This is a genomic window from Candidatus Laterigemmans baculatus (genome assembly GCF_010367455.1).
Taxonomy (GTDB): domain Bacteria; phylum Planctomycetota; class Planctomycetia; order Pirellulales; family Pirellulaceae; genus Laterigemmans; species Laterigemmans baculatus.
Window position 1 is genome coordinate 18,508 of sequence record NZ_WRPR01000062.1, and the last position, 11,325, is coordinate 29,832.

Consider the following 11,325-nt stretch of genomic DNA (forward strand, 5'->3'; position numbering starts at 1 on the left):
GCGGTGATCGATCACCGCACGCAAGCAAGCGACGCTCTGCGGCCGGTGATCAGCATCATGCCGAATTGATCTGACGAATGTTCTTCATATCAATCGTCTGTTGACCCACGTGAACTTTGACGGTTCGTAAATTCTTGTCATCTTCGTCGACTTCGACTGTCACTCGGTCGACGACGCCTGTAACGTCGCCGGCACTGCCAAGCCCGGTGATCTCGCGGCCGATCAGGCTGCTGGCCGTCACCATCTGCTGGTTCGAAGTCAGATTCGACAAGCTGTCGGTCAGCTGATTCGTCGCTCCGATCTCGCGGATCTGGCTGATCTGCTGAATCATCTGCGCGTTGTCCATCGGATTCATCGGGTCCTGGTTCTGCATCTCACTGATCAGCAGCTTCAGGAACGAATCCATGTCGATGTCGCTGAGCCCGTTGCCGCCGGGACTCGACGAACCGGAACTCGCCGCAGCGCCAGTGCTACCATCAATCCGTGACACTCGAACCACTCCTATAAGAATCGCAGGGACCGGCCGAGCTTAGCGTCTCCAGCTCCTCGGCCGCCAGTTCAGCCGCGGGCTGCCCCATCGTCGCCTTTCGCTCCGCGAAAGTAGCGCAGCCCAGAGTCGCCTTTCGCTCCAACCAAGGAGCACAGCAGCGCTACTTTCGCGGTGCGAAAGGCGACTAAGCCACAAAATCGAGGCTGGTCCGGGGCGCGAAGGGGCTGGGCGACGCTGCTGAGGCGGTTGCCGGAGCCGCGGCAGCGGGTCGACCAAGCGGGACGGAGCTCTGCCGGCCGCGCTGCCAGGACAAACGCTCGCCACTCCCCTGCCCTTGCCGCTCTCCTTGCCCAAAAGCCGCTTCGCCTCCTCTCCGCCCCTCCCCCTCGGCTCGGCCATCGACTTCGATCTCGAACCGCTCGATGAGCAGCCCGGAGTCGGCGAGACGTTGCCGCAGCTCAGGGAGATGTTCTCGCAACACACTCCGAGCGGCTTCGCTCTCGGCTGTCATCCGGCCCTCCATCCGCTGGCCATCGATCCGCAGATCGAGCCGAACGCTGCCGAGTTCCGCCGGGTGCAGCATCACCTGCACGCGTCCGCCCTCGGGACCGAGTCGCTGAAAGGCTCGGGCGACGCGTTGCACGAGCCGCACGCGGTCGGCGTTCGAACCGCCCTGGACGCGTCCCTCGCCCGCTTCTCCCTTGACGCTGCCGACGCTCCGGCGGGCTTCGCCCCCGTCGAGACTCAACCGATCTCCGCTCGTGGCGGTCGATTCGACTCCCTCGGCCTTGGCCGCGGCGGATGTTGCCGCGGGCGGAGCGGCGGCGGCCGCCGCACCGGCGAGTGGCTGTGGCGAGGCTCCGCTCGACGGCGTCCCGACAGAGGGAGGCGGCGGCACTTCAGCGGTGCTCTCGAGTGGCTTCATCTGGGAGACCAGTTGATCGATCGCCCGATCTCGCGAGGCCGAGTCGGCGTTCCGCTGGCCACCCGCTGGGCGCTGGTCGTCGCCGCTCCGCTCGTGCCGCCGGTTCTCGTCACGGTTGCCCGAGTCGCGGCCGCCGTGAGAGCTTCCGTCTGCCGCGCTGTTCTCCGGACTCGCCTCCACCACCGGCTGCGATGCTTCGCTGCGGGGCCGTTCACCCTCGGCACTGGCCGGATCGCTGGCCTCGACCGCGGCGGCACTCGGCTCCCCTGTGGGGCTGACGGCAGCCGGCAGCGGTTGCTCGGTCGCGGGACGGACCCGCTCGCCTTCCTGGCCCTCGGGCGAATCACCCGCCTGGCCTGTTGCCTCGAGCGCCGCGGATGGCTGGTCGACCGCCGGCTCCTGCGGCGGAGCATCTCCAGTGGGAGTCGGCGGTGGGGTAGCGCCGGCAAGCGGCGAGGTCTGCGCGGCGGCGACGACCTCCTCCTCCGCGGCGTCGGGGTCCTGTGGCGAGTGGGCGGACGGTTCCGAGCCATCCCCAGCCGATTCCGCCGCCTCAGCCTCAAGTGGAGCGACCGAACCCTTCGCCAGCTCCGGCTCGTCGTTCGATTCCGGCTCGCCCTTCAGCTCCGGCTCGCCCTTCGATCCCAGCGCGCCCTTCCGTTCTAGCTCCCCCTGCTTCGCCGGTTCTGACTTGGCCGCGGCGGGGTCCACGTCAGCGGCTTCGAGTTGCTCGTCGTCGTCGGCGGCGGCGTGTTCCGCGGCTTCGCTGGGCGGCAGTGCCTGAGGATCGAGCGTCGCGGCCGAAGGTTCGGCTCGCCGGTCGTCGTCCTGCTCCTCATCGTCGCTCGCCGCAGCGGTGGGCGATGACGAGGCGGCCGATGGACCGGAAGGCTTGGGAGCGGCGTAGTCGGCAGGTGCCGCAGGGACGCTCGACGGGGCGGGAGTCGCGGCGTCGAGCGACGCGGGCTCAGGGCCAAGGGTCTGGCGGAAGATCGCGTCGAACGTGGCCAGCAGGCCGCCCTCGGACGCTCCACCGACCAGCGAAGACGAAGCCGTCGCGAAGCCTGCTCCCGGAGAAGCACTCAGCCGCGGCCGAGCGGACTGGGCCGTCCAACCGGCTGCGTCTCGATTGCGTTGAACGTCCACCCACGCCCCCCTTAGGAATCGCCCCGCCCCAACGTCGTTGGGCCCCCAGCACTGTCGACCGGTGGGGCGCCGCGGGAGGATTTAGCCGGTGGGCTGTCCCTCCGGATCCTGGCGTGCTTGCTCGATCAACGATTGCTTGGGGTCGCCTTCGCCCAAACGGCGAAGCACTTCGTAGAGTTTCTCGGTTTCGTCCGGACCGGCAAACTCGCCCAGTATCTTCTTTCGTTTATCGGCTGGCATGGCTTGAACGATATTGACGACTGTATCGATTTCTCCGTCGTCGTACATCATCACGAGTTGAGCTTTGGCCTGGGCCGGGTCGAGGACCTCGAGCGTCCGCTGGACTTCCTGCATGCCCTCGTCGCGGGCCCCTTGCTCGAGTTCCGCGAGCTTTTTGTTGAAAGCCTCGCGGCGGATATCGAACCGCTGCTCCTTCTCCTGCAGTTCACGCAGCATCCGCTGCAGCTCCTGATGAAAGCTCATTTGCGACTGCAAGCGAACGTCGCTATCGAAACTCAGCTGAGCCCGTTTTTCGAGCACTTCTTCGAAGCTCGGCGTCTCGACCGTTTGCGATTCTTCGAGCAGGGTCCGCAACTGGTCGCCGCTGATATCGATCCCATTGGCCAAGGCGACGATCTTCAAGCCGGATTCGGAATTCAGGGCACCGCGGGCGGCGAGCACTCCGAGCACGAGCATCTGGGTCAGCACGGTTGCCACGCAGAAGCCGGTCAAAACTCTCCAAATCATGATTCTTTCTCCCAGGTGGAGCCTGAGCCGGCCGTGCCGCGGCGAGCCGCGCGAAGGGTTGCGAGCTCGTCGAGCGCGTCTTGTTGAACGCGAAGTTGTTCGGCCTCAAAACGTTCGGCCGTGATCTCGCGGAGCCGTTCCAGCTTGCGACATTCCTGTTCGGCGACCGTCAGCCGCTGCCGGCGGCGTTCGACCTCGACCTCGATCTGTCGCCGCTGCATCACCAGATCGCGCTGCTCGGCGTCGAGCTGCAGATCGTAGCGCCCGCGGCTGAGCAGTTGCTCGACCGTCACGTGGCCGACCATCGCTCGGCCCGCTTCCTCCCGAGTCCGTTGACGGTCCTGCTGCAGCTCGGCGATGCGCTCATCCAGGATGTCCAGCGCCCGCTGCGCCTCGGCGACGTACAGCCGGGCCGCATCCCGCTCGTTGTGCCGGAGCTTCAAGATCGCTTCGAAGCGGAAGGCAAAGCGAGCCATGTTCAGGCGATCCCGTCGGTGTTGCCGGCAGCCAAGCGGAGCAGCAGCTGACCGGTCAACTTCGCCGGATGCCGCTGCTCGGCCTGCTGGGTCAGGAACTCGCGGATCGCTCCCCGCATCGCAATCGCCTTATCGAGCTCGGCGTTGGAGCCCGAGCGGTAGGCACCGATGGCGATCAGATCGGCGTGCTTCTCGTACTCGGCGATCCAGCGGCGGATGGTTGTCGCCGCCTGCCGATGCTCGGGCGAGACGAGCTGCGGCTGCAGTCGGCTGAGGCTCTCGAGCAGATCGATTGCCGGCCAGTGGGATTGGCCCGCGAGCCGTCGAGAGAGCACGATGTGGCCGTCGAGCAATCCGCGGAGCGTGTCGGCGATCGGCTCATTGGTGTCGTCCCCTTCGACCAGCACCGAATAGAAAGCGGTGATCGCGCCGCGCTCGGTGCGGCCGGCCCGTTCGACCAAGCGGGGCATCATCGCAAACACGCTCGGTGGGTAGCCACGCGTCGTCGGAGGCTCGCCCGCCGCCAACCCCAACTCCCGCTGGGCCATCGCGAACCGCGTCACCGAGTCGATCAACAGCATCACGTGTTTGCCTTGGTCCCGGAGCGATTCAGCCACGGCCGTCGCGGTCCACGCCGCCTGCAGTCGCATCGTCGCCGGCTGGTCGCTGGTCGCGACGACCAACACGCTCCGCCGCAAACCTTCTTCCCCGAGCGCTTCCTCCATGAATTCGCGGACCTCGCGTCCCCGTTCGCCGACCAGCGCGATCACGATCGCGTCGGCCGAAGAACCCCGGGCCAGCATCCCCAGCAGCGAACTTTTGCCGACCCCCGAGCCGGCAAAGATCCCCAGCCGCTGGCCGATGCCACAGGTCAGCATCGAATCGATCACGCGGACGCCCGTCTCGAGCGGTTCGCGAATCGTCGGCCGGTCCAGGGACGAAGGCGCGTCGCCATCGACCTGCGTCCGCGTCAGCCCGCTCGGCAGCGGCAGGCGATCGAGCGGCCGTCCCAGGGCATCGATCACCCGTCCACAGAGGCTCGGCCCGACCGCGACGGTGACTCCATCGGTGACCACTTCGACGCCGTCGCCAGCGGCCAACCCACGAGCTTCGTCGAGCATCGCCAGCACCGGACGGTCGCCGCGAAAGCCGATCACCTTGGCCAGATACCGCTCGCCACCGGAAGCCTCGACGCGGCACAGCGCGCCGACCGCCGCGCTCAGTCCCTCGACTTCGATCGAGCCCCCCGCCACACCAGCAACCCGGCCGCGGATCCGCGCCAGCGGTCCGGCAGCCATCGAGCGGGCAAGCGCCGCGGCCGTGGGCAAGCGATGCGACGAAACCGAAGCGGAGGTGGTCATGCGAGGAGTTCCGCGAGTCGAGTGAGTTGTTCGTTCAGTTGCAGATCGACCGTTCCCCCGTCGCGGCGGACGACGACTCCGGCCGGCTCAACCGACTCATCGGGCTCGATCCGTGAATCCTCCGGCAACCCCGGGGAGGAGAGAAGTTGCTCGAGCGCTTCGCCGTGGGCGGCCAGCGTCTCGGGGTGGACGGCAATCACCAGCCGCCGGGCTGTCTTCGCGGCCTGGACGGCTTCGGCGGCCCAGCGGACGACCACGGCCGGTTCGGACTCAAGCCGAGCTCGGACGACCCGCTCGGCGGCCGCCAGCGCGGTGGCGACGAGCGTCGCGCGAAACTCCTCCAAGAACGATTCTTCGAGCGTGCCGATCTGCTGAGCGGTCTGTTCGAGCACCGGCATCCGCGTTGCGACTTCGCGTTTGACCGCGGCAGCGACTTTCGCGTCAGCTTCCTTGGCCCCGGCGGCCAATCCGGCGGCCCGACCTTCGGCATGCGCCCGCTTCTTGATCGCTTCGGCTTCCGTCCGAGCGACCTCCAACAGCCGAGCCGCTTCGGCTTCGGCCGCGCGCAGATGGCGGGCACCGGCAGCGGCAAAATCATCCAGGTTGAAATTGGCCACCCCCGAACATTCCCGCGTCGAGCGGGCTGCGTCCTGAGGGTCCGATGATTTTAAAACGCTCGCCACAGCCGTTTCCGAAAAAGGAAGGTCCGAGGAAAGGAGGTCAGGACACCTTTGCTAGGCAGCCTTTGCGGGGGTGGGGTAAGCCGAGCCAGCGGCGACCGCAGCCGCTTTCCGCTTCGCTTGGTCGATCTCGCTCAGCTCCAACGGGCCGATCGCGCGGAGCCGCTGGCGGACTTCCTTGGCCGAACGGCGGGGCATCGTGCGGAGCAGCCGACGCACGCTCCGGGGGGGCAAGCCGCAGAGCGTCAGCAGCGCTTCGCGGGCCGTCAGTTCGGCCAGCGTTTGCCGCAGCTGCTCCGGAGGAAGACGTTCCAGCAGCGCGTTGGCCTCGGCGATCTCGGGCCACTCAGCGGAGCCGTCCCGCAACTGGCGTGAGTCGGGCAACTGGCGTGAGTCGGGGGGGCGGTGGTTGGCGAGCGGCAGGATCCGCGGTGCCGAGTCGTCGCCCTCCCCTGCCCCACGGTCAGCAGCCCCACGCTCAGCATCAACGGCCCGTTCCGAGTCGGCCGCCGGACTTTCCGGTTGCGGGCTCTCCGGTTGCGGGCTCTCCGGTTGCAGTCTGGCCGCGGCGGTTCGGTTCAGCGAGTCCGAAGCGGGTGGCCTCGCCGCCGGGTTCCGCTTGGCGGCTTCGGCCAAGGCGGCGGCGACGGTCGGATCGGCGTCGCCCAAGCCCGCGCCAAGGGCTTGGCGGTCCTCGGCGTCGAGGGCGCTGAAGATCGAGGTTAGCAAGCGGTGCCCTTCGCCACGGCCCACCTGGTCGACCGTGCCGATCAAACCGCGCAAGTGTCGGCCGATGTCGTCGATCACATCTTGAGGGACTTCTTCCAAGCGACTCAGCCGGCGAATCGCTTCGCCCCTCGGCTCCGGAGCGAGCTGTCGCAGCAAGCGAGCCGCCTGGCGGGGATCGAGCGAAGCGAGCACGACGGCGATCGTCTGCGGATGTTCGGCCCCGATCGCGCGGAGCAGCGTCGCGTCGGAGACATCGTTGAGAAACTTCAAACCTCCACCCGAGTCCGCGGTGGGCGATCCTGCGGAGGCGGATCCGGCGGAGCTTTCCGAAGCAGCTTCGGATGGTTCTCGGGAAGCGTTCTCGGAGTGCGGTGGCGCGGCCGCTTGAGCGGGCTGCGCTGGGGGCGACTGGGTGGCGGAGACGCGGCCGACGAACGCGGAGACGGTGCGACGGACTTCCAGCGGATCGACATCCGCGAGTGCGGCAGCCGCAGCGCGGATTCGGGCCGCCTCTTGCGGGGGCAGATGGGCCAGCAATCGTCGCCGATTTTCAGCGTCCAAATTGCTCAGCAAAATCGCCGCTCGACGGAGCGAGGTTTCGGAAGTTCGTTGCGTAGCGACCATCGCGACACAGCACGGAGCGGTGGAACCGGGGGCGTTGCCATCCTCCGTGATGGCGACAGGCCCGCCTCCTTATACGCCGGGGGAGCCCGCGGCGCGAAGATGAATCAGGCGGCCGACGCATCCAACCAGGAGCGGAGCACGCTCGCGGCCGCCTCGGGGTTAGCCCCCACCACTTGGCTCAATTCGTCCTTGAGGTGCTGGCCGGTGACGGTCAGCCGTGGACTCGGCGGCATGTCGACCGGGAGCGGATTCTCTTCGGCCGGAGCCGGCTTGGGAATCTCCAGTCCAAACCCTTCCTCGAAGTCGGGACGCGGCAGCCCCGGACCGGCTTTGGCCACCCCGCGGGCCACCAACAACGCCAGCACGCCCAGCCCGAACAGGGCCAGCGTCTGCCACGAATTGGCCAGCCAGGTGAGCGTCTGGGCAGCCGTCGTGGGAGCCTCCACCGCCGGCTCGGGAAGATCGCGGTGGTCCCAGACTTCGATCAGCGGAAAGGGATCTTCGCCCGCCGAGACCGAAAGCAGCATCGGCGAGAGCGCGGTCTTGATCTCCTCGACCGTGGCCAGCTTCAAGCGGCCGCGGTCCTCGGGCGTCATCGGTTTGAGGTCTGCGGCCGAAGCCTCGGGATTGGAGCGGAAGAAATCGTCGCGCCAAATCTTCTCGTAGTAGCTCTCCGGAACACCGACCGAGAACGAAAGGCGCTTGGGCTGCAGCGACGCGGTGCGGGAGATCTCGTACTGTTCACCGGCAACTTTTTTGAGCGCCTCGTTGCGCTGCGTCGTTTTGCTCGTCTGCGGCGGTGCGGGATCGATCGCCGCCGGTCGGTTGCCGTAGGCGTTGCTGGCCACCCCCGGAACGCCTCCGGGGAGCGGACGCGAGCTCTCGATGCTCAGCTGGGCCGATTGCTCCTGCAGCGTCGTGGGCTGGGCGTCGTACTGCAGCGAAGCGGTTTCGGAATCCATCGTCGGATCGATCTCGACGGTCGCATCGATGCTCAGCGGACCAAAACCGGCCAGCACCTGATGGGCTTTGCGAAAGTAAAACTGCTCCCAACGAACGCGGGCCTGAAAGAGCGGGCTGTCGGAGTCCTCCTCGCCCACGCCATGGGCATTGACGTCGGTCACGACGACGTCGTCGGCCTCCATCCCGGCATAGCTGGCGCGGACCATCTCCTTGATCTTGCGAATCATGTGCGGGGGCAAGGGATCGCTCCCGACCGGATTGACCACGACGCTGGCCGATTGCCGGTGGTTGCCCGCGAACCCCTTGTCGAGCACGCTGTGTTCGACCGACGCCCGCAGGACCGAGGGAAATTCCGCGATGCGGCGACCGAGATCGCGTTCCTTGGCGTGCGCTTGGCGGTCCAAGCGGTGGGAGTTCAGCTCCCAAGGGCCCGTTGATTTCTGAACATCATCGACGAACGTGCGGGTGTGCAGCGGCAGTGCGTCGGCTTCGCTGATCGCCCGAATGTAGCGGTCTTTGTACTGGCTTGGGACGGAGATTCGGTTGTGTTCGACCTGCCAATCGCGAAGCTCCGCCGCACTCAGCGCCGCCTGAATCTTGGTGATCTCGTCGTCGGTCAGGACTTCACCCCCGAACAGCCGCTCCAAGGAGTCTTCGCTCCCGATGCTGGCCGAGAGCATCCACAGGCCGATCGCGATCACCGCCACCATGGCGACGCCGATGACCCGCGTCGGCAGCGGCATTTGCAGGAAGGAGTCGCGGAGTTTGTTGACGGTTTCTTGCCACTGATTCATCGGGATCAGACCTGCATCTGCATGATTTCACGGTACGCTTCAAGCAACTTGTTGCGGACCTGGAGCATGGTTCGAAACGCCATGTCGGCCTTCTGAACGGCGGTCAGCACCTCGGCCGATTGCACGTTCCCGCCGGTCAACATCTCGTGGACCATGCTGTCGGCGTCGTGCTGCATCTCGTTGACTTGGCTCGCCTGATCGACCAGCAAGTCCAGCATCGAAGGGGCAGTCGGCGCACCCGACTTGCCCGTCGCTTCCGCTCCGCCAACGCGAGCGGTCGGACCGAGTTCCAGCCCCAACTGGCTGCGGAGCCCCCCCTCGCCGCGAAAACCGGGCGGCTGCGGTGGGCGGAGCGTCGAAGGGAACTGGATCGGTCGGAGCATGCGGCTTAGGCAATGATGCTGAGGGTTTCACGGCCCAAGTTCTTCGTGATCTCCATCACGCCCACATTCGCCTCGTAGGCCCGCGTCGCCTCAAGCGCGTCGACCATCTGCGTGCTGAGATCGATGTTGGGATACGCCACATACCCCTTCCACTGGCCCTCCTTGATCGCCAGCGGATGCTCCGGCTGATAGCGATAGAGCGGATCGGACTGATCGGTCACGATCTCGTCGACGCGGACGCCCGCAGCCCCCGAAGCGGTGCGGTTGACGTCGTCGGTGCGGAGCACGACTTGGCGAGCCTGATACGGCTTGGCCTCGCCCGCTTCGTTGACGAGCGACGACATGTTGGCGATGTTTCCCGAGAGCGTGTTGAGCCGCGTGCGTTGGGCGATCAGCGCCGACGTGCTGATATCGATCGCTCGAATCGTCATCGCAGAAATCCCTTACGAGAAACGGAACGGACACGAGAAACGAAGCTGAAAAGGGGCGTCACACGCGCTCGCTGATCGCCGCGCGGAGGACGCTGAACTGGTGGCGCATCAGCGAGATCGCCATGTTGTGCAGCGACTGGTTCTTGGACATCTCGGTCACTTGCCGCTCAAGGTTGACGTCGCTGCCATCGTGGTAGACCAGCGTCTCCATCGCCGCGCGAGGGCCTGCCATCGGATCGTCCGCGGCCCCGCCGGGCGACGCGAGCGGTGGCAGCTCCCCCGGATTCCGCTGGGCATCGATGGCGGCGGCCAGCGACTGTTCGAAGTTCGAGACCGAGAGATCGCGGGCCCGATAGTCGGGAGTGTCGACGTTGGCGATGTTCCCGGCGAGCAACTCGTGCCGCCGCGCCGCAAATGCGGTCGTCTGCTCGAGCGCCGGAAGCGTCGTCGATTGAAACAGTCCCTGGATCATCTCGCCTCTACGCCGCTTCGCGGAGGGCTTGCGGGCGGCGGAGGGTGGCCGTGACGGCGGCGCCTCCCTGGGGGCAGTTTTGCCAGAGCAATTCGGCGCCGAGCGAGGCGGCGACCATCGGCAACCGCCGCGGGCGCGACTCGATCGGCGGGCCGTTGTCGGCGACTTCGATCTCGCAGCTCCCGGCGGTCTGCCAGAGCGTCAGCGTGATTTCGCCGCCAGCCGGAAGACAGGCGAGCGAGCCGCGGACCATCGCGGTGACCAGCTCGGTCAGCCGCCCCGCGTCGACCGAAAACTGAGCGCCGGCCGGAACGTCGACCTCCAGCTGGACTGGAGCGTCGAGGATCGCCGTCCGGGCCGCTTGACTCAGCAGCTCGCGAAGCGGGACGGGCTTGCCCAGCGGGGCAGGCTTACCCAGCGGGACGGGACGGGACGATTTCGAATTCTTCGAATTTTGGTTCATGCCGAGGCGGCTCCACAACCGAGTAAGACCATCAGGGATGGCTGTACTCGCTCCGGGCCGCTGGTGGCAAGAGGAATCCGTCAGCCGCTGGCCAAGTCGAGCGAGCCACCGCTGCTCCCGGAGCGGTGCGCAGCGGCCGATCTCCCGCCTGCGGCGTAGGCCCGGGCCGCGGTCGCCGCCCCGGTGGTCCGACCGATCGCCGCGAACAATTCATCCCGCCGCTGGAGCATCGCTTGCTCGCAGCGTTGGTCGATCGCCAGGATTTCCGCTTGCAGCCGTTCGGAATCGGCGATCGCGTCTCGGGTCCGCTGGCGAGCCTCCGGGTTGGACCACTGGCGGCACTCGGCGGGGACTTCGGCCATCGGCTTGAGTTGCTCTTGGAGCACGCGCAGCCGGTCGACCAGGGTTTGCTTTTCGTTGAGCGTCCCCATCAGACTCTCGACCAACCCCGATTCGATCGCTGCTTCCTGGCGGCCGGTGACCGCAAGGATCTCAGCCAGCAAGTCGCGTCGCTCGCCGACGAGCCTGGCCATCCGCTCGGTTTCGGCCGCCGTCATCGACCGCTCCGATTGGCCGCCCGCCGTGGGGGCTGAAGCGGGGGCTGGGTGTTCAAACGTGGACATCGTGCATCCTCTCGAGTT

The 11,325-nt window shown here is 66.9% G+C and carries 13 protein-coding genes; all 13 read right to left on the reverse strand.

All coding sequences use genetic code 11. The features are described 5' to 3' along the window. Window positions 1-55 precede the first annotated feature (55 nt). The gene (locus GNK13_RS12550; RefSeq protein WP_164102875.1) at window positions 56-490 is read right to left on the reverse strand and encodes a flagellar hook assembly protein FlgD; all 435 of its coding nucleotides are present in this window, start codon (window positions 488-490) and stop codon (window positions 56-58) included. A 184-nt stretch (window positions 491-674) separates the two neighbouring features. After that, on the reverse strand, window positions 675-2,561 hold the full coding sequence (locus GNK13_RS12555) for a flagellar hook-length control protein FliK (protein WP_164102876.1): 1,887 nt from the start codon (window positions 2,559-2,561) through the stop codon (window positions 675-677). Window positions 2,562-2,642: 81 nt separating this feature from the next. Next, window positions 2,643-3,308, reverse strand: a complete 666-nt coding sequence (locus tag GNK13_RS12560) for a hypothetical protein (protein ID WP_164102877.1) — start codon at window positions 3,306-3,308, stop codon at window positions 2,643-2,645. Then, on the reverse strand, window positions 3,305-3,784 hold the full coding sequence (gene fliJ, locus GNK13_RS12565; protein ID WP_164102878.1) for a flagellar export protein FliJ: 480 nt from the start codon (window positions 3,782-3,784) through the stop codon (window positions 3,305-3,307). The genes GNK13_RS12560 and fliJ overlap by 4 nt, the downstream gene beginning before the upstream one ends. Before the next feature lie 2 nt (window positions 3,785-3,786). Continuing rightward, the gene (locus GNK13_RS12570; RefSeq protein ID WP_164102879.1) at window positions 3,787-5,145 is read right to left on the reverse strand and encodes a FliI/YscN family ATPase; all 1,359 of its coding nucleotides are present in this window, start codon (window positions 5,143-5,145) and stop codon (window positions 3,787-3,789) included. Next, window positions 5,142-5,762, reverse strand: coding sequence for a FliH/SctL family protein (locus GNK13_RS12575; protein ID WP_164102880.1), 621 nt, complete (start codon window positions 5,760-5,762; stop codon window positions 5,142-5,144). Before GNK13_RS12575 ends, GNK13_RS12570 begins: the two co-directional genes overlap by 4 nt. A 117-nt stretch (window positions 5,763-5,879) precedes the next feature. Further along, window positions 5,880-7,178 carry a FliG C-terminal domain-containing protein gene (locus GNK13_RS12580; protein ID WP_164102881.1) on the reverse strand — a complete coding sequence of 433 codons (1,299 nt, stop codon included), beginning with the start codon at window positions 7,176-7,178 and terminating at the stop codon, window positions 5,880-5,882. 104 nt (window positions 7,179-7,282) lie between these two features. Then, window positions 7,283-8,935 (reverse strand): beta-cystathionase, encoded by a 1,653-nt coding sequence (locus GNK13_RS12585; RefSeq protein ID WP_164102882.1) that lies wholly within the window; start codon window positions 8,933-8,935, stop codon window positions 7,283-7,285. Between the two features lie 5 nt (window positions 8,936-8,940). Next, window positions 8,941-9,318, reverse strand: a complete 378-nt coding sequence (gene fliE, locus GNK13_RS12590) for a flagellar hook-basal body complex protein FliE (protein ID WP_164102883.1) — start codon at window positions 9,316-9,318, stop codon at window positions 8,941-8,943. 5 nt (window positions 9,319-9,323) lie between these two features. Continuing rightward, window positions 9,324-9,749: a flagellar basal body rod protein FlgC gene (gene flgC / locus GNK13_RS12595; protein WP_164102884.1), complete on the reverse strand. Its 426-nt coding sequence runs from the start codon at window positions 9,747-9,749 to the stop codon at window positions 9,324-9,326. A 58-nt stretch (window positions 9,750-9,807) separates the two neighbouring features. Then, window positions 9,808-10,221 carry a flagellar basal body rod protein FlgB gene (locus GNK13_RS12600; RefSeq protein WP_164102885.1) on the reverse strand — a complete coding sequence of 138 codons (414 nt, stop codon included), beginning with the start codon at window positions 10,219-10,221 and terminating at the stop codon, window positions 9,808-9,810. Window positions 10,222-10,228: 7 nt separating this feature from the next. Next, window positions 10,229-10,684 (reverse strand): HAMP domain-containing histidine kinase, encoded by a 456-nt coding sequence (locus GNK13_RS12605; RefSeq protein ID WP_164102886.1) that lies wholly within the window; start codon window positions 10,682-10,684, stop codon window positions 10,229-10,231. 80 nt (window positions 10,685-10,764) lie between these two features. After that, the gene (locus GNK13_RS12610; protein ID WP_164102887.1) at window positions 10,765-11,307 is read right to left on the reverse strand and encodes a hypothetical protein; all 543 of its coding nucleotides are present in this window, start codon (window positions 11,305-11,307) and stop codon (window positions 10,765-10,767) included. Between the last annotated feature and the right edge of the window lie 18 nt (window positions 11,308-11,325).